The organism is Arthrobacter sp. ASL1, assembly GCF_056680475.1.
Map to the genome: position 1 here is coordinate 1,012,317 of NZ_CM155284.1, position 17,001 is coordinate 1,029,317.

At 68.0% G+C, this 17,001-nt stretch carries 16 protein-coding genes; 5 read left to right on the forward strand and 11 right to left on the reverse strand.

Annotated features, from left to right (window positions below):
* Positions 1-165 precede the first annotated feature (165 nt).
* Both AC1MEQ_RS04800 and AC1MEQ_RS04805 read left to right on the forward strand, forming a co-directional pair.
* A complete protein-coding gene (locus AC1MEQ_RS04800; protein WP_479794437.1) occupies positions 166-1,221 on the forward strand; it encodes a 2-keto-3-deoxygluconate permease in 1,056 nt (351 codons plus the stop codon).
* A 54-nt stretch (positions 1,222-1,275) separates the two neighbouring features.
* Positions 1,276-2,139: an AraC family transcriptional regulator gene (locus AC1MEQ_RS04805; protein ID WP_479794439.1), complete on the forward strand. Its 864-nt coding sequence runs from the start codon at positions 1,276-1,278 to the stop codon at positions 2,137-2,139.
* Here the strand turns inward: AC1MEQ_RS04805 and AC1MEQ_RS04810 are convergent.
* Together AC1MEQ_RS04810 and AC1MEQ_RS04815 are read right to left on the reverse strand one after the other, a co-directional pair.
* Positions 2,093-2,644 (reverse strand): VOC family protein, encoded by a 552-nt coding sequence (locus AC1MEQ_RS04810; protein ID WP_479794441.1) that lies wholly within the window; start codon positions 2,642-2,644, stop codon positions 2,093-2,095. The genes AC1MEQ_RS04805 and AC1MEQ_RS04810 overlap by 47 nt on opposite strands.
* A 107-nt stretch (positions 2,645-2,751) precedes the next feature.
* On the reverse strand, positions 2,752-3,459 hold the full coding sequence (locus AC1MEQ_RS04815) for an alpha/beta hydrolase (RefSeq protein ID WP_479794443.1): 708 nt from the start codon (positions 3,457-3,459) through the stop codon (positions 2,752-2,754).
* A 357-nt stretch (positions 3,460-3,816) separates the two neighbouring features.
* Between AC1MEQ_RS04815 and AC1MEQ_RS04820 the strand changes: the two genes are divergently transcribed.
* On the forward strand, positions 3,817-4,230 hold the full coding sequence (locus AC1MEQ_RS04820) for a VOC family protein (protein ID WP_479794445.1): 414 nt from the start codon (positions 3,817-3,819) through the stop codon (positions 4,228-4,230).
* On the opposite strand, the gene AC1MEQ_RS04825 is transcribed toward AC1MEQ_RS04820, so the two are convergent.
* The 6 genes from AC1MEQ_RS04825 to AC1MEQ_RS04850 form a co-directional block, all read right to left on the reverse strand.
* On the reverse strand, positions 4,227-6,119 hold the full coding sequence (locus AC1MEQ_RS04825; protein WP_479794447.1) for an HNH endonuclease: 1,893 nt from the start codon (positions 6,117-6,119) through the stop codon (positions 4,227-4,229). The genes AC1MEQ_RS04820 and AC1MEQ_RS04825 overlap by 4 nt on opposite strands.
* 106 nt (positions 6,120-6,225) lie before the next feature.
* Positions 6,226-6,975, reverse strand: a complete 750-nt coding sequence (locus AC1MEQ_RS04830) for an ABC transporter permease (protein WP_479796057.1) — start codon at positions 6,973-6,975, stop codon at positions 6,226-6,228.
* A 55-nt stretch (positions 6,976-7,030) separates the two neighbouring features.
* Positions 7,031-8,071 carry an ABC transporter ATP-binding protein gene (locus AC1MEQ_RS04835; RefSeq protein WP_479796059.1) on the reverse strand — a complete coding sequence of 347 codons (1,041 nt, stop codon included), beginning with the start codon at positions 8,069-8,071 and terminating at the stop codon, positions 7,031-7,033.
* On the reverse strand, positions 8,068-9,300 hold the full coding sequence (locus AC1MEQ_RS04840) for a LolA family protein (protein WP_479794449.1): 1,233 nt from the start codon (positions 9,298-9,300) through the stop codon (positions 8,068-8,070). The genes AC1MEQ_RS04835 and AC1MEQ_RS04840 overlap by 4 nt, the downstream gene beginning before the upstream one ends.
* A gap of 84 nt (positions 9,301-9,384) precedes the next feature.
* Complete coding sequence (locus AC1MEQ_RS04845) at positions 9,385-11,559, reverse strand: bifunctional polysaccharide deacetylase/glycosyltransferase family 2 protein (protein WP_479794451.1); 2,175 nt, start codon at positions 11,557-11,559, stop codon at positions 9,385-9,387.
* Entirely contained in the window at positions 11,556-11,837 is a 282-nt protein-coding gene (locus tag AC1MEQ_RS04850) for a hypothetical protein (RefSeq protein ID WP_479794453.1), read from the reverse strand. The genes AC1MEQ_RS04845 and AC1MEQ_RS04850 overlap by 4 nt, the downstream gene beginning before the upstream one ends.
* 195 nt (positions 11,838-12,032) lie before the next feature.
* Here AC1MEQ_RS04850 and AC1MEQ_RS04855 point away from each other — a divergent pair, with 195 nt between their 5' ends.
* A complete protein-coding gene (locus AC1MEQ_RS04855) occupies positions 12,033-13,277 on the forward strand; it encodes an MFS transporter (protein ID WP_479794455.1) in 1,245 nt (414 codons plus the stop codon).
* A 9-nt stretch (positions 13,278-13,286) separates the two neighbouring features.
* On the opposite strand, the gene AC1MEQ_RS04860 is transcribed toward AC1MEQ_RS04855, so the two are convergent.
* Complete coding sequence (locus AC1MEQ_RS04860) at positions 13,287-14,018, reverse strand: GAF and ANTAR domain-containing protein (RefSeq protein WP_479794457.1); 732 nt, start codon at positions 14,016-14,018, stop codon at positions 13,287-13,289.
* 162 nt (positions 14,019-14,180) lie between these two features.
* Complete coding sequence (locus AC1MEQ_RS04865; protein WP_479794459.1) at positions 14,181-14,522, reverse strand: ArsR/SmtB family transcription factor; 342 nt, start codon at positions 14,520-14,522, stop codon at positions 14,181-14,183.
* Between the two features lie 99 nt (positions 14,523-14,621).
* Between AC1MEQ_RS04865 and AC1MEQ_RS04870 the strand changes: the two genes are divergently transcribed.
* Positions 14,622-15,665 (forward strand): NAD(P)-dependent alcohol dehydrogenase, encoded by a 1,044-nt coding sequence (locus AC1MEQ_RS04870; RefSeq protein WP_479794461.1) that lies wholly within the window; start codon positions 14,622-14,624, stop codon positions 15,663-15,665.
* 85 nt (positions 15,666-15,750) lie between these two features.
* Here the strand turns inward: AC1MEQ_RS04870 and pstS are convergent, their stop codons facing one another.
* Positions 15,751-16,863, reverse strand: coding sequence for a phosphate ABC transporter substrate-binding protein PstS (gene pstS / locus AC1MEQ_RS04875; protein ID WP_479794462.1), 1,113 nt, complete (start codon positions 16,861-16,863; stop codon positions 15,751-15,753).
* Positions 16,864-17,001: the final 138 nt, after the last annotated feature.

Below are 17,001 nucleotides of genomic sequence, written 5' to 3' on the forward strand. Positions count from 1 at the left end.
CGCGGCTCACACGTCCAGAGTGGCGAAAAACTAGCCGCGACCAGCCGCCGAGCACTCCACCCATTCGCTGTCTCGTATCAGGCAACGCACCAGCCACGAGTTAGCTGACCCAACGGCGGGCGCCGCCATGCCCGCTGCCCCCTTTCCCTTGTGAGGACATCAACCATGGATCCCGTAATCCGCTACATCAACAAGCTCCCCGGAGCGCTGATGATCGTGCCCTTGTTCCTCGGCGCCGTCGTCAACACCTTTGCTCCGTCCGTTTTGGACATCGGCAGCTTCACCACCGCTTTGTTCAAGTCCGGCGCCCCGGTCCTCATTGGATTGTTCTTCATGTCCATTGGAGCCCAAATCGACGTCAAGGCTGCCGTTCCCTCGCTTGAGAAGGGTCTGGCACTCATCCTTGGCAAGTACCTCGTGGCCGTCGCCGTCGGCCTGGGAGTGGCCTTTCTGACCCCCGAGGGCACCTTGTGGGGCCTCGTCCCGCTGGCCATCATCGCCGCGATGTCCAACTCCAACGGCTCCCTTTATGTGGCGCTGACCAGCCAGTTCGGCAACAAGACCGACAAGGGAGCCATTTCCGTCCTGTCGATCAATGATGGGCCTTTCCTCACGTTGATCGCGCTGGGTGCGGCCGGTCTCGCGGACATGCCCCTCATGGCGCTGCTGGCAGCTGTGCTTCCGATGATCTTGGGGTTCGTTTTCGGCAATCTGAGCACGATTTTCCGCGACTTCATGGCACCGGGCGAAAAGCTGATCATTCCGTTCGCCGCGTTCGCGCTGGGCGCCGGCATCAACTTCGGCGTCCTGTTCTCCTCCGGAACCATCGGCATCGCCTTGGGCTTGGCGACGGTGCTCCTGTCCGGCGGCGCTGCCATCCTCTTCCTCTACTTGTGGCACGTGATTCGTCGCCACCCGCGCCCGACGAGGAACCTGATCGCCGGCGCCGCCGAGGCAACCACTGCGGGCAATGCGATCGCCACCCCCGCGGCCGTGGCGGCCGTTGACCCCAGCTTCCTGAGCATGCAGGACGTCGCCACCTCGCAAGTGGCCGCTGCCGTCGTGACCACGGCCTTCGTGGCACCATTCCTCGTCGCCTATGTGAATCGCTGGCAACGGCGTCGCGGCATCAGTCCCGAAAATGAAGAAGCCCTGTACTCCGCGCAGTCGGAATCACATGACGAGGTCCGCACCGGGAAACCGGCACTCGAGGGCCAGTAACCTCGGCGCCGCCGGGGGCTGGTATCACGGCGCCGACCCTGCGACGATGTCCCCATGCCCACCAGCCGTGGTCCCCTCCGCCCTGCCGGACCAGGACAGGTCCACCTCGAGCGGTTCGATCCCGCGCCTGCGTTGGCCGGACTGGTCCGGCATTATTGGATCTCGCACTGGGACATTCCCGAGAGGTCCGACCATGAGCAGCGGATCCTCGCATACCCCGCGTGCAACCTGGTAGTCGAAGTCGGCGGGACAACGCCGGATCCGCAGGGCCGGCTGTTCGGGCCGGTAACGGGTCTGAGTCGCAAGCGTCTGGCCGGGCGGGGCAGCGGGTTCGGGGTGCTGTTCCAGCCGGCCGCCGGCGCGTTGCTCTCCGATCTGCCCATGGTCGAGCTGGCCGACGCCAGCCGTCCGGCAGGGGCCATCGGATTCACCGTGGGAGCCGCAATCGCCGAGTCGCTGGGCACGAGCCAGCCAGAATCACCCAGCCCCGAGGAAAACAGCGACAGTGAAGCACCGCCGTCGTACCTGGAAATCTTCGAGCGCTGGCTGGCTTCCCGCCTGCCGGACGGCGCGGACGACGACGGGTTGCTCATCAACCGGATCGCGGACGAGGTGGAGAACGACGGCGGTCTTCTGCAGGTCCGTGTCCTCGCCTCTCGGTTCGGACTCGGCGAGCGCGCGCTGCAGCGGCTCGTTCATGATCGACTCGGACTCACACCCAAGTGGCTGATCCAGCGACGCCGTCTCCAGGAGGCCGCGCACCGGTTGTCGCAGGGCGCGGGCCCAGACCTGGCCCGGCTGGCGTATGCGCTGGGTTATGCGGACCAGGCGCACTTTTCGCGTGATTTCTCCACGGTGACGGGTATGACCCCTACGCAGTATCTCCGCCAGCCAGGAACTGCTCCAACCACACGTTGACGCGTGCCTCGGATTCCTCGCGGGACAGATCCTCCACCCGGGTCATGATGCTCCAGCGCCGCGCGAAGGGATCCATGATGCTGGCAAAGCGATCACCCGAAACGAAGTTCGAAGGTTGTTCGGCGATGGTGGCACCACGCTCCGCGGCCTTGGCCACGACGGCATCCACGTCTTGCACGTATACGCAGATCGAACCGTTCACTGCCGATGGGTCCTGCGGCTTGAGTCCGTTGCCTTCCATCGGATCGCCCAGTTGCAGGACCCCCTGGCCGAAATCGAGTTCTGCATGCGAGACGGTCGGCGTGCCATCCGGCAGCGGGGCGCCGGGCATCTGGGTGAGGATGGTGGCCCCGAAGACCTCGCGGTAGAAGGCGATGGCCTCGGTGGCCGGCTGCGCCACGAGGAACGGCGTCAGCGAGGTGTATCCGTGGGGCACACCGTTGGTGGTGTGGTCTCCGTTCGCAGGAGCGGTCAATTCCCCGGCGGCTGTGGGTTTGGTGGTCATGGTGGGGGCCTTTCCTGGATGGGCTACTCCCCCAGTGAACGTCCGCTGGTCCGCCCCGGTCTTGAAGAAATACGACAACGGCACCATCTGGCATATCGCCCCACGACTCAATCGTGCGGCAACAGTACCTGTATCTGTTCGACGACCAGGTCCGGCCGCGAGATGAACGGGTGGTGCCCCGTCGACAACTCGATGGAGCGCGTCGCGCGCTCCGCGTGAAGGCGTTGCAATCCGACGGACGTGCTGCGGTCCTGACCGCAGACGATGTAGGTCGAATCGACTCCCCTCCAACCGGCAGCGCTGGTGGGCGTCATGAATGCCGTCGCGGCCTGCTCCGCTACCCGGTCCCATGCCTGGTGCCGTACTGGCTTATCCGCGTCCTGCAAAAACCGGTCTCCGAACGTGGTCGCGTCGTAGCCGGACAAGGCCAGCATTCCGTCCCCGTCCTCCTCAATGGATACGGGGTCGCTCTCACCGCTCATGATCATGGCCTGGGTCTGCCCGACTTCGGGTAGGTAGGACGAGATAAGGAGTAGGTGCGCGATGGCGGGGTGGTTTCCGGCTTCGGCGATGACGGTACCGCCATATGAATGGCCGACAACTATCGCCGAATCCACGGAGTCGAGCTCACGCCGAAGTGCGTCGGCATCGGCAGCCAAGCCGCCCAGGGCATCCTCGGGCGTGGTCTCGCCGCATGACGGCAAGGCGATGGCCCGGCTTCGGATACGGGCGCGGTTCCAGAGAAGGTCGGCCGTCGGCTGCCACCACCACGTTCCGTCGCGAACCAAAGCGCCGTGGACGAAAACCAGTTCCATGGTGTGACTCCTCCCTGGGAATTTCCGTTGATAGCGTCGCGGGTCCAGCTCCCCAGATCATCACATGCCACTGTGGTGGTAACGGCGTTTTTCATTTCTTGACCACGCGTCCCCGTTGCCCTCACCTTATGGGTCCCAGACGGTTGGGGACATGGCAGCGACTCCGATGTGCAGCGGGACTGCAGGCTATCCCAACGGTCGTCTTGTCGCTGCCGGGAAGGGGAGTGACCCATCCGTAACGTCGGCTCATCAGCCGTTCAACTCAAGGGGGTCCTGATCACGCAAATCATGGCCGCCACCGCCAGGGGTGGCTAGCGTGAGGATGAAGATCGACGAAGAACACGAAGGCTGACCGGCATGCTGCTCGATGGAGTGAACCACGTCGCCCTGCTCTCACATGACGTCGAACGCCTGGGCCGCTTCTACGAGGCGGTTTTCGATGCCGTCGTCGGCGAGACACGGGATCATGGACCCGGCGAGACCATGACGAACATCAAGATCGGGCCGAACACGGTGCTCAATGTCTTTGTCATCGACGGAAACCTTGAGGCTGACCGGCAAACTCCGATGTGGGGTCGCGGACGCATCGACCACCTCGGCCTGTCGGCGGCATCGGACGAAGCCTTCGAGGCCATCCGTACCCGTCTCATCGATTCCGGTGCCAGCGACGGCAAAGTCAACGACTTCGGCGCTGAATTCAGCATGTTCTTCCGTGATCCTGATGGGCTCGAAGGCGAAGTGCTGTTGAAGAAAACAGGGCAACGAATCTAGAAGGGGATGTCGTCGGTACCTTCGTGGGGTTTTCCCGACTTGCTTTCCCACGGATCCGCCGGCGCCTCGAAATTGACCTTTCGGGGGCCATATCCACCCGCATTGCGCTTCAGGCGCCGCTTGCGGGCACCCTTGGCGTGGCCGGTCTTCGCATAACGTCCGAACTCCGGGTTCTCGCATGATGGGTCAGGTACGTCCGCGACGTTGCCCCACTCCCCGGAGGCAGGTTGCTGGTCGTCGCCGACCGTGGAGTCAGTGTCCACACCGGGGTTGTCCTCAACGTCGCCCACGTCGCTCGTCGGCCTGGATGACCCGACGGCCCATGGGGCAGTTGGAGTTGTCCCTTGGCGAGTGCCGAAAAGGCTGGTCACCACCACGCTTCCGTCTGCGGCCTCGTCGAAGTGGAGCAACCCCAGCGACTTCAGCCGGTGGCAGCGACGACACCGCAACTGCATGTTGCCCAAATCGGTGCCTCCACCCTCGTGCCACTCCTGTACATGGTCCGAATCGCAGTACTCCACCCGTCCCGGACATCCAGGGGTGCAACATCCTCCATCCCTGAATTGCAGGGCGGCTCTCTGGGCAGCGGTGGGCCGGTACCGGTTCTGCCCGAACTTCACGATGGCCCCGGTCATCGGATCGATGACCACCCGCCACCAGGTTTTCGCAGCGGCCATGAACCGCGCGGCCGATTCCTGGTCGACGGGGCTACCGCCCAGCAGGGTCGGCACCAAGGCACCCGGGGGCAGCTCCGCCATTGCCACCTGGACGGGTTCGAGATCACCAGCTTCCACGCAGTCGGTGCAGGATGCTTCCCTGGAGGGTGCCGTGCCATCGGCAGTCGTGTGGTCGGTGCCCGTGGGCCCGTCAGGCAGGCCCGGGAGCATAGTGGCCGGAATCGTGATGAAGACTTCCGGTTTGATCGAGGCGATCCCTTGGCCAGAGACGCTATCGATAACTATGTCCATGAATACATCGGCCCGCAATTGCTCCAGGGTCCGTTGCTCCGAGGGGTCGTCGACGAGGTCCGCTGCTGGCAAGGTGGGCTGCTCCCCCGCGTCGGGAGGCTGTAAAGCCGCGGCCGCTTCCGGGTCGGCTTTCAGCGCCCGGGCTACGGCATCGACCTTGGAATACATGGCTTGGCAGCGAGCGGTGGGCAGCAACCCGGAGAACCAGGACATTCCATCCGCTGCATCATCAATCATGATCCGACGGTCCCGCAGAGCGGTCCGGCAGCGCTTCGTGTACGAGATGTCGTAGTACTTCTCCAGCAGTTGACGGCCTCGCGTGCGCAGCTGTGCGGGGGACTTGCCGGGCGCGGCTGCCAGCATGTCGGCGCCGAAATCCCGCCGGGCAGCTTGGGCCGCAGTGGCCAACCGTTCGCTCTCTCGTTCCCATTCCTCACGTGTGGCCTGGTCGGCCTCCCGGGGTGGAAGCGGAAGCGTCTCGGGCACGATGTTCTTGACCTGGTCAAGGATCCGTTGGACATGGCTCGCCCCAACGCGCCCCTCGTTCAGGGATTCGATGACTTCGGGAGTATCCCCGATCAAAGTTTCGGCCTGGTCGAGGATACGGTGCCCCTGCCCTGGTGAGATGCCCAGGACCAAGGCAATCTCCAGAGCGGTACTCTCGGTCGCGGCGAACGACGACATCCGTCCACTGCGCACCGAGATCCCCATCCCGGGGTCATCGTCGAGTTCATCAAGGAGGGACGGCACGGCGCGTTGGGCTTCCGCATGGAGCATGACGGCGGCACGGAACTTCTCGGCCTCGGCGAACCGGGCCAGGGCCTCGGCCGCTTTCAGGCGGGTCGAACCGTCCACGGCGAGGCCGGCGGCACGGGCAATCTCCCACCCGTTGACCTTCACCTCGCTCGTGTTCCGTTCCATGCATTAACTCTGCCAGTGGGGCGTCACCGCCAACAGGCATGGCCTGCCGGCTGGGGACAGGAGCCCGGTCTATGGGCCTGTGAGGGGATCGTGAACCGACCAGGGGTCAGGACAACACGTCCTTGGTGCTCAGACGCCCGTAGGCCAACGCCCCGAACACCAGCACGTAACCGGCCTGCAGCAGCGCGTTCTGCCCGAATGAGGACCACAAAACCGGTTCACGCAACAGGTCCGCGAACCCGAACCAGTGCTGGGTGAACAGCCACGGATGCAGCCAGTCCAGCTGCGGCAACTGGCCGAGGATCTGCGACGCGACGGAAAGCACCGCCGTCGCCGCCATGGCGCCGACCGGCACATCGGTCAGCGTGGAGATGAACAGCCCGATCGCCGCCAGCCCCCACAGCGAAATGGCGACATAGGCAGCCATCAGCGCAATCCGCCCGAACGACGCCCCGAGGGGAATCGTGTCCCCGGACAACAGCGTCACCGGCCCGATGCCGAACAGGGCCAGCCCGATGAGCACCCCGACCAGCGCCACCACCAGCGCTGCCGCCAGGCAGAACATGGCCGCGCCGATGTACTTCACCAGCAGCAGCCTCCCCCGCGAGGCCGGGGCAATCAGCAGATAGCGCAGTGTCCCGTGCCCGGCTTCCCCGGCAATCGTGTCGCCGGCGACCACGGAAACCGTCAGTGGCAGGAACAGCGGGATGCACATGAACATCCCCACGATCGCCACGAACAACCCGTTGCCGGCCACCCGGTCCAGGCACGCCGGCCCACGCCCGGTCGGCGGCCCGGAGGTCAGCCGCACGGCGACGGCCACCAGCACCGGAACCGCGCCGAGCGCCGCCAGCATCGCCCAGGTGCGGCGCCGCCGGAACACCAAGGCCACCTCCGAAACCAACAGCGCGCTACCGGGCAACGTCGAACCCCTCCCCCGTCAATTCCACGAACCGGTCCTCCAGGCTCGGCCGCTCGAGCGCAAATCCGCGCACCCGCACCCCGGCAGCCACCAGCGCCGCCACGATCGCCTCGGGCGCCGGGCCGTCGTCGGGCCACGGCACCTGCACGACGCCGGCGTCAGCGGCCGCGGCTGCCCCACTTGCCTCACCAGAGGGCACGACGGCAGTGTCCCCGCCCGGCGCTGCTCCCCCACCGGGCGCTGCTCCCCCACCGGCCGCCAGGCCGAGCCGGGCCAGGACCGCCCGGGCGGCGTCGGCATCGGGCGTGTGGATGACCACGGACCCGTTGCCGCCGGAGCGCAGCTCGGCGAGCGTGCCCTGGGCGACGCGGTTGCCGTTGCTCATCACCGCGGCGTGGGTGCACACCTGTTCGATCTCGCTCAGCAGGTGGCTGGAGATGAAGACGGTGGTGCCCGCCCCGGCGAGCGAGGCGATGAGGTGGCGGACCTCGCGGGTGCCCTGCGGATCCAACCCGTTGGTGGGTTCGTCGAGCACCAGCAGTTCATGGTCGGTGGCCAGCGCGTTGGCGATACCCAGGCGCTGCTTCATGCCCAGCGAATAGGCGTGGACGGCGAGGGTCGCCGCCTGGCCCAGGCCGACCCTGTCCAACGCCTGGTCCACCCGGCGGCGGCGGTCGCCGGTCCCGGCGCGCGGGTTGGCAGCATCCAAGCGCAGCAGGTTGGCCCGCCCGGAGAGGAACGGATAGAAGGCGGGCCCCTCGACGAGGGCACCGACGCGCGGCAGCACGTCCTGCCCGGCGGCGGGCATCGGGCTCCCCAGCACGCTGATGGATCCGCTGGTCGGCGTGGCCAGGCCCAGCAGCATGCGGATGGTGGTGGTCTTGCCCGATCCGTTGGGACCCAGGAACCCGAAGACGGATCCGTGCGGGACGGCGAGGTCCAGGTTGTTCACGGCATGGCGGGTCCCGAACGACTTGCTCAGCTGGCGGGTCTCGATCGCGAGACCACCGTCGCCGGGCGCCACGCTCAGTTTCCGTCGGCCACGGCCTGCAGCCGCTGCAGGGGCACGGCGCCGACCAGGACCCGTCCGTCGTCGGAGAGCAGCACGTTGACCAGCGGGGTGTGCAGCAACTTGCCGCCGTCGACGTCGGTGGCCAGTTGGGCGACTAGCGCGGACTTCGCCAGCTCGGCGGGTACCTGCTGGGCGGGGATGGTGGCGACCGCGTCCCAGCCCGTTCCGGTGAACCAGCCGTCCGACGGACCAGCCTGGCCGTGGTGCTGCGCGTCGTCCTTCGAGGGCATCGGGCGCTGCAGCTTCTTCCCGTAGGTGTGCTTCGGCCAGTTGCCGTCCTGTTGGAGCTTCTTCTGGTGCACGGTGGCGTCGGCCGGCGGGGTGAAGTCGAAGCGCTGGGCGTCCGGGGCTTTCGGGGTGAAGGAGGTGAACGCGACGTCCACCGCGGCGGTGTCCTGGCCCACGGCGTCGACGCTGACGGCCAGCGGGACACCGGTTTCGGCGTCGACTCCGATGGTGACGTCCTCGACGAGCGTCTGGCCGGTCTTTGGGGTCAGGACCAGGTTGTAGACGTCGCGGCCGGCCACGGTGGAGCCGTCCTCGACGGTGGTCGTCGTGGTGGGATCCGCGGCGGCAAGGAGCCGGTCGGCGAGCTGCGCCGGGGTGGGGACCTCCCCGGTGGCGTGTCCTTGGCGGTGTTCGGTGGACGGGGGCTTCGTGGCCGGCGCGCGGTCCGGCAGTGTCGTGTGGACGGCTTCGTTGGCCTCCGAGTCGTAGGTCCAGACGCTGGTGCCGTTGCGGATGACGTCCTTTTCGCCCATCCCCTCCATGAGCTGCACGCGGGCCTTGTCGGGGCCGTCGACGTAGACGCGGATGTCGTGGCTGCCGGTGACCAGGTCCAGCAGCTGGGCAATCCCGGGATCCGCGGAACCCGCGCCCGCAGCGCCACCGCTGCCCGGTGATGCGGGTTTGTCCCCGGGAGCCGCCGATTGCGCGTCCTGCGGAGGCCCGAACGAGGCGGGGGCACCAGCGTCGGGCAGGGCGGGGATACCGAGGTCGGTGGAGACATGGATCCTGCCGGAGAAGGCCGGAACATCGGCTCCGGCCATCAGCTCGATGACCTGTTCGGCGGTTTTGGGCTCGAGGTGGGGCGTGGCCGAGGTGGAGATCCCCACACCCACACCCATTGCGGCGATGACCGCGGGGATGGCCGCGGCGGGCATCCATTTCTTCACTGCAGTTTTCATGGCACTTTCCCGGTCGGCGAGATCCCTGCTTCCACGGTACGCCGACCGGACGCCGGCGGCGAGGGGCGAACCCCGGACCCGCGGCTAGGCCTGGTTCCGGGTCGCGGCGTTCAGGCTGCCGTACCGCTCCATTCGATGCCACTTCAGCCGGACCCCAGCCAGTGCGGTGACCACCGACTGGATCACCACCAGGTACATCACCTGCCGGTAGACGAACTGCTGCAGCGGCAGCGTCCACAACGGCTTCAGCGATTCGCGGTCGAGCCGGAACGCGTAGGCTGCCATCGCGAACTGGATCGCCATGAACAGCACCCAGATGAGCGCGATGCGCAGCGGATCCAGGAAGAAGATCCCGTAGATGGCGAAGACGTCGACGATGGGGGCGAACAACGGCAGCAGCACCTGCAACACCAGCAGGTAGCCCAGCCCCCGCCGTCCGAGCTTGCCGGCGGCGCCGTCCTGCCGGATGGCGCCGCGGTGCTTCCACATCGACTGCAGGGTGCCGTAACACCAGCGGTAGCGCTGCTTCCACAAGGCCCCCAGGGTGGCCGGGGCCTCGGTCCACGCCCGGGCACCGTCCTCGTAGACGACCCGCCAGCCCTGCCGGCACAGGGCCATGGTGAGGTCGGTGTCCTCGGCCAGGGTGTCGTCGCTGACCCCGCCGACCTTCGCCAGCGCCGAACGCCGAAACGCCCCGATGGCCCCGGGGACCGTGGGCATGCATTCGGCGACGTCGAACAGCCGGCGGTCCAGGTTGAACCCGACGACGTATTCGATGTGCTGCCACGCGCCGAGGATGCCTCCGCGGTTGGCGACCTTGGTGTTCCCGGAGATCGCCCCGACCCGGGGATCGGAGAACGGCTGGATGAGCAGGTTCACGGTGTCCGGCTCGAAGACCGTGTCGCCGTCGACCATGACCACCAGTTCGTTGGATGCCGCGGCCAGCCCGGCGTTCAACGCCGACGGCTTGCCCCCGTTGGCCTTGCGGATGACGCGCACGTCCGGCAGGCCGAGCGCCTCGACGAGGTCGGCGGTGCCGTCGGTGGACCCGTCGTCCACGACGAGGACCTCGACGCGGTGGTGTGAGGCGGCGATGGATTCAACGGCCGCCTCGATGCCCGCCGATTCGTTGTAGGCCGGGACGATGACGGTGACCGGTTCGCGGATGGTCGTCCGTGGCTCGTGCAGCCAGGACACGTCGAGTTCGGCGGCGCGGGCGCGCCGCGTCGACCGGATGTGCCGGGCGGCGACGATCATCACCAGCACCACGCGCAGCAGGGTGACCGCCCCGGCCAGCACCAGGGTGACGGAGATGGCGCCGACGACGACGTCGGTGATCCGGATGCCCCACAAGAACGCCTGGCCGGTGACCTCATCGGTGACGGTGGCGTCGGTCGTCGTGTCCACTCCGATGGAGTCCCCGACGGTGGTGAAGTGCTGGCCCGCCGACGAGTCCAGCGCCGTGGAGAGCGCCTGGACGGTTTGGGTCCTGTTGCCGCCGCCGTCGTGCATCAACACGGTCTCGCCGCGCACCCCCGGCTGGGTCAGCTTCTGGGCGATGACCTCGGCACCGGGGCGTTCGTCGTCGCCGCTGTCGACGGTGGACAGCGCGGTGAGGTAGCCCTCGTCCGCGACGGTCTGCATGGCGGACCATTGGTCGTTGGTGACGTCCTCGTTGCGCGAGGTGTAGGGCAGGCGCAGCAGGGCCGGAGCCTGCCCGGTGATGCCGGCCACCGCCTTCTCGGCGGCGCGGACCTCGAGCCGGCGCTGCCAGGTCGGGGCGACGGCCAGGTCGGCGTGGGTGAGCGTCTGGATGCCGATCTCGTGTCCTTCGTCCACGATGCGCCGGGTCAGGTCGGGGTTCTCGATGGCGGCGTCGCCGGTGACGAAGAACGTCGCGTGGACCCCGTGCTCGCGCAGCACGTCGAGGATGCGCGGCGTCCACTGCGGGTCGGGTCCGTCGTCGAAGGCCAGCGCCACGCTGTCCTTCGCGGGGGTGGCGGTGTGGACGCCGTCGCCCACGGGGTCAACGACCGGCCCGCCGTGGCTCACGGCCCGCGGGACGTCGCCGGAGGCGCGGCTGGTGGCGGCCGGGGGCTGGTCGATCCCCGACATGTGGTTCATGTACCCCTCGGCGGCCATGGCCAGCCCGAGGGTCAGCACGACGACGGCCATGAGGAGCCAGTGCGTCTTGATGCCGCCCGGACGGCGGGTCCGCCGGGCCCGGCGGGCCCGGCGGGCCCGATGCACGCCGCTCACCGGCGGGTCTGCTGCGCCAACGGGGACGGGTGTGCGGCGACATGGTGTGCCGGGGCCGCGGCCCGCGGCTGGTCCTGGGCCGGCAGGTCGGGGGTGTCGACGGTGGTCCCGCCCAGGAAGGCCATCAGCATCAGGACCACGTAGGTCGCCATGAGGCCGATGACGAGCGCGCCGATCTGCTTGCCGCGCCGCAGGCGTCGGCCGGTGGGATCGACGAAGATCGGGTCACTCGTGGTGGCGGGCGTGCTGCGGGCGGAACGTTCGGTGGTAACTGGCATCGCCCATCAACGCTAGGGCAAAAACCGAAATGTCACAAAATGATCACGACGGCGGCGCCGGGCTCCGTGCGCCGGCCCGGGGCCGGTGACGGCGCGGCCCCCGGCGGCAGCTGCAGACGGGCCGTGCACTGCGGACTATGATCCGAATCACCGGTGATGCACCCCACCGGGGTCGACGAACAGGGCAGGTGAACCATGTCCGGAACCGGAACCGGATCCGCACCCCGGCCCGCCGTGCGGATGACGGCCTGGTCGTTCATCCTCGCCTTCGGCTGGATCAGCCTGCTGGGTGACTTCGTCTACGAGGGCGCCCGCTCCATCACCGGCCCGTTGCTGGCGTCGCTGGGCGCATCGGCCGTCCTGGTGGGCCTGGTCACCGGTGCCGGAGAGGCGGTCGCCCTGTTGTTGCGGCTGGTGTCGGGTCCGCTGGCCGATGTGACCCGCCGCTTCTGGATGTTGGCCATCACCGGCTATGTGCTGACCGTCGTCGCCGTGCCGCTGCTGGGCTACTCCGCTGCCCTGTGGGTCGCCGCCACCCTGGTCATCCTCGAGCGCGTCGGGAAGGCGGTACGCAGCCCGGCGAAGGACACCATGCTCTCCCACGCCACCTCGGCGGTGGGACGCGGGAAGGGGTTCGCCGTCCAGGAGGCCATGGACCAGGCCGGCGCCGTCCTCGGGCCGCTGGTCGTGGCGGGCATCCTGGCGCTGACCGGCAACGACTACGGCCCCTCGCTGCTCGTCCTGGCCATCCCGGGCGTCGCCCTGCTCGCCGTGCTGTTCTGGGTCCGGGCCAGGGTTCCGGCCACCGAAGCCTACGAGGTCCATCCGATCGCAATCGCCGAATCCCCGGCACGGCCCTCCGGCGCGCGCCCTGCGCCGCTGCCGCGGGAGTTCTGGTGGTATGCAGCCTTCACCGCCTTGACCGCCTCGGGATTCGCCACGTTCGGCGTATTGTCCTTCCACATGGTCGAACAGGGCATCATCGCCGCCGCGGCGGTTCCCGTCGTCTACGCGGCGGTGATGGGCGTCGATGCCCTGGCGGCGCTGGCCACCGGGTGGCTGTATGACCGCCACGGGGCGCGGGCACTGCTCCTGTTGCCCGTCGTGGCGGCCCTGGTTCCGGTGTTCGCGTTTGCCGGCAGTGTGGTGCCCGTGGTCGTCGGTGCCCTGCTGTGGGGATGCGTCATGGGTATCCAGGAGTCGACCCTGCGCGCCACCGTCGCCGACATCGTGGGTCCAGCGCGCCGGGCCACGGCGTACGGGATCTTTGCCGCCGTCGTCGGAGCCGGCGCCCTGGCCGGAGGCGTCCTGGCGGGATCGCTGTACGAGGTGTCCCCGACGGCGCTGGTCCTGGTGACCATCGGCGTCCAGCTCGCCGCATTGCTCGTGCTGCTGCGGACCCTGAGGCACCGGCGAGGGGCGGTGCCCACCCCCGGATAGGGCCCCGGGCTACCGGTCGAAGTGGGTGACCGGCTCCTTCTCGCCCGAGCTGCCGACGATGACGGCGGCGATGTCGCGCAGCTTGATGTTCCGGCTGCCCGATGCCGACTTCAGCACGCCGAGGGCCTCCTGCTGGCTGCAGTGGTTCTGGCCCATGATGATCCCGACCGCCAGGTCGATCGTGGTGCGCGACTTCATCGCCTCCAACAGGTCGGCCTCGGCCTCCCGGTGTTGGGCCAGCCGGACGGACAGGGCCAGCGCCTGCGAGGCCTGGCGGGCATATTCCTGCGCGACGGCGATGGACTCGTCCGTGAATTTCCCGACCTCGCGTGCATACACGTTCAGGGCCGCGTGATCCCCCGAATCGAGGTCGAACGGGACGGCCAACGCCGAGCGGATGCCGTGCCGGCCGACGTCACGGGCATACTCGGGCCACCGGGCATCGTCCTGCAGGTCGGGGGACACGACCAGCGACTGGGTGCGGGCGGCCGTCAGACAGGGCCCGTCCGCGTACTCGTACTGGACCTCGTCCATCGCCTGGGCGAGCTCGCTGCTGCTCGCCACGGTGCCGGCACGCTTGTTCCGCAACAGGGTGATCCCGCAGAGCACCTCGTCGTCGGGGCTCGACAGCTCCTGGACGGCCAACCGGGTCACGGCGTTGAGGAAGGCCTCGATCTCGTCGAATTCCCGGATGACCCCGTACAGGTACTCACTGACGGTGGAGGTCGCTGATGCTGCCATGCTGGGGTTTTCCTTCTCGAAGCACGTATCGGGGCTCAGCATCGGATCCGCCCCCCGCCTTACCTTTGCTGCATCAATTGTCCGCTGCACCGGGGCAAAATGCCAACACGGCAAACCGGGGCACGACGGCGATGCACCGCTCTCCGGGTTCCTCCCGGGCCGCTACGGGGTCGGCAACCCCGCCCCGGTCGGCGCCTCGGCCCCGACGATCGCGGCCAGCAGCCCGGGGAAGCGCTCCTGCAGGCAGGTGGTGCGCAGCGAGTTGAGGATCGCGGTGCCCCGGTATTGCTGTTCGATGATCCCGGCCAGGCGCAAGACGCGGAAGTGGTGGGTCGCCGTGGACCGGCTGACGGGCAGTTCGAAGGCGATGCAGGCCTGGTCCTCGCAGCCGCCGGCCAGCTGGACGACGATCCGCCGGCGCATCGGGTCCGCCAGTGCGGACAGGACGGCGTCCAGGTTCAGCTCCACGACGTCGGGGTGCTCCAGGGTGCGGGGGGTGCTCATCATTCCAATCCATCTTCGACACGGTTCCGAATTCGCTACGACGATGATCATCGTACTACGCTGTCCATCGTACTTCCGTCCCCCACCCCGAAGGACACCATGAAGACCGTCAACGCCTATGCAGCACCCGCGGCCGGGGCACCCCTGGCCCCCACCACCATCGAGCGCCGCGACGTCGGCGCGAACGACGTGCTGATTGACATCAAGTACGCCGGCATCTGCCACTCCGACATCCACACCGTCCAGGGCGACTGGGGTCCCCAGCAGTACCCGCTGGTCCCCGGCCACGAGATTGTCGGCTTCGTCTCCGAGGTCGGCTCCGACGTCACCACCCACCAGGTCGGTGACCGCGTCGGCGTCGGCTGCATGGTCAACTCCTGTGGGCAGTGCAAGCAGTGCCAGCGCGGCGAGGAGCAGTTCTGCACCCAGGGCAACACCGGAACCTACGGTGCCGTGGACCGCGACGGCACCATCACCCAGGGCGGCTACTCCACCCATGTCGTCGTCGACGCCGGCTTCGTCCTGACCATCCCCGAGGCCCTGGACTTCGCCTCCGCGGCCCCGCTGCTGTGCGCGGGCATCACCACCTATTCCCCGCTGCACCACTGGAAGGTCGGCCCCGGATCCCGCGTCGCCGTCGTGGGCATGGGCGGACTGGGCCACATGGGCGTGCAGATCGCCCACGCCCTGGGCGCCGAGGTCACCGTCCTGTCCCAGACGCTCTCCAAGGAGGCCGACGGCAAGCGTTTCGGCGCCGACCACTACTTCGCCACCAGCGACCCGGAGACGTTCACGCGCCTCGCCAGCTCGTTCGACTTCATCCTGAACACGGTCAGCGCCGAGATCGACCTGGACGCCTACCTGTCGCTGCTGGACGTGGACGGCACCATGACCAACGTCGGCGCCCCGCCGGCGGCACTGCCGGTCACCCCCTTCACCCTCATCGGCGGGCGCCGCTCCTTCGCCGGCTCGCTCATCGGCGGCATCCGCGAGACGCAGGAGATGCTCGACTTCTGCGCCGAGCACGGCATCAACGCGGCCACCGAGCTCATCGGGGCCGACCAGATCAACGAGGCGTACGAGCGCGTGCTCTCCTCCAAGGTCCGCTACCGCGCCGTCATCGACACCTCGACGCTCGGCTAGCAACACAGCACCACTGAGTACGACGGCGGCGCGAAACTTGCGCCGCCGTCGGTGCGTTAAGTCGGTGCGTTAACGCGGCGGCCGGCTAGCGGAGGCTGATGGAACCGATGGCCGCGCGCGCCTTCTCGGCCAGCGCGTCCGGCATGGGTGCGCTGCCGACGGATTCCGCTGCGAGCCTCTGCCCTTCCTCGCTGACGACATGCCCTCCGAAGGCCTTCACCAATTCCACGGTGTTCGCGTCCACGTAGGACGTGCAGTAGATCTGGTAGGAGACCAGCACCAGCGGATATGCGCCGGCCGCGGTGGTGGTCCGGTCCAGGTCGAGCGCCAGATCGTTTTCCCCGGCGCCGTCCACCTGGCTGGCCGCTTCGACGGCTTTCGCCGCCGCCTCGGCTCCCACCTCAACAAAGTGGTCTCCGACTTTCAGCCGTGCCTTGCCGGTCTCGTCCCCGGTGACGGAATCGTCGACGTAGCCGATGGCCCCTTCGGTGCGGGTGACGGTGCTCATGACCCCGGAGTTTCCCTTCGCGTTTTCCCCGCCCAACGCGGAGGGCCATGATCCGCCGGCCTCCTCCGTCCAGGTCCCGGGGGCCGTCGCGTGGAGGTAATCGGTGAAGTTCTCGGTGGTCCCCGAGTCGTCCGAGCGGTGGACCGGGGTGATCGCCATGTCGGGCAGGTCCACGTTCTCGTTCAGGGCAGCGATGCGTGGATCGGCCCATGAGTCGATCTCGCCGCGGAAGATCAAGGCAGCAGTTTCGGGGTCGAGGTCGATTTGCTTGATCCCGGGCAGGTTGAAGGCCATGGCGATCGGCGAGATGTAGGCGGGGATGTTCATGGCCCCGCCTGGCCCACAGGCCTGCCGGGAGGCCTGTTGCTCCTCCGCGTCAAGGTAGGCGTCGGAGCCGGCGAAGTCCAGGCCTCCCGCCAGGAAGGCGGTACGTCCTGCCCCGGAACCCGCCGGGGAGTACTGGACCTGGACCTCGGGGTTCTCCGACATGAAGCTCGACATCCAGGTGGCCATGGCCGCGCTCTGGGCCGATGACCCGACTCCGGTGATGGTTCCGGAAAGGTCCGAGGAGTTTTCTTCGGCGGCCCGGCGCTGTTCCTCCCCCAAGGGGTAGTCGGAGCCGCAGGACGTCAGCAGGAAGGCGGCAGCGGCACAGAGCACCAGGCTCTTTGTTTTTCTTACGGTTTCCACGGTTCGACCCTCTCATGGGCGTTGGTGGGTTTGGTGGTGGTGCGCCGGGCAACGGCGCGGCGCGCCCCGCGGACGATCCGTCCCGGCATCGGGACGGCGCCGGGTTGGGCAGGACTGCGCGCGTCTCCATGGCGTACC

Coding starts and splice junctions, on each gene's coding strand:
- AC1MEQ_RS04825 (WP_479794447.1), bottom strand. CDS start 6,119: ATGGAACGGAACACGAGCGAGGTGAAGGTCAACGGGTGGGAGATTGCC.
- AC1MEQ_RS04830 (WP_479796057.1), bottom strand. CDS start 6,975: ATGCTGGCGGCGCTCGGCGCGGTTCCGGTGCTGGTGGCCGTCGCCGTG.
- AC1MEQ_RS04855 (WP_479794455.1), top strand. CDS start 12,033: ATGTCCGGAACCGGAACCGGATCCGCACCCCGGCCCGCCGTGCGGATG.
- AC1MEQ_RS04860 (WP_479794457.1), bottom strand. CDS start 14,018: ATGGCAGCATCAGCGACCTCCACCGTCAGTGAGTACCTGTACGGGGTC.
- AC1MEQ_RS04820 (WP_479794445.1), top strand. CDS start 3,817: ATGCTGCTCGATGGAGTGAACCACGTCGCCCTGCTCTCACATGACGTC.
- AC1MEQ_RS04840 (WP_479794449.1), bottom strand. CDS start 9,300: ATGAAAACTGCAGTGAAGAAATGGATGCCCGCCGCGGCCATCCCCGCG.
- AC1MEQ_RS04800 (WP_479794437.1), top strand. CDS start 166: ATGGATCCCGTAATCCGCTACATCAACAAGCTCCCCGGAGCGCTGATG.
- AC1MEQ_RS04865 (WP_479794459.1), bottom strand. CDS start 14,522: ATGAGCACCCCCCGCACCCTGGAGCACCCCGACGTCGTGGAGCTGAAC.
- AC1MEQ_RS04805 (WP_479794439.1), top strand. CDS start 1,276: ATGCCCACCAGCCGTGGTCCCCTCCGCCCTGCCGGACCAGGACAGGTC.
- AC1MEQ_RS04815 (WP_479794443.1), bottom strand. CDS start 3,459: ATGGAACTGGTTTTCGTCCACGGCGCTTTGGTTCGCGACGGAACGTGG.
- AC1MEQ_RS04850 (WP_479794453.1), bottom strand. CDS start 11,837: ATGCCAGTTACCACCGAACGTTCCGCCCGCAGCACGCCCGCCACCACG.
- AC1MEQ_RS04810 (WP_479794441.1), bottom strand. CDS start 2,644: ATGACCACCAAACCCACAGCCGCCGGGGAATTGACCGCTCCTGCGAAC.
- AC1MEQ_RS04870 (WP_479794461.1), top strand. CDS start 14,622: ATGAAGACCGTCAACGCCTATGCAGCACCCGCGGCCGGGGCACCCCTG.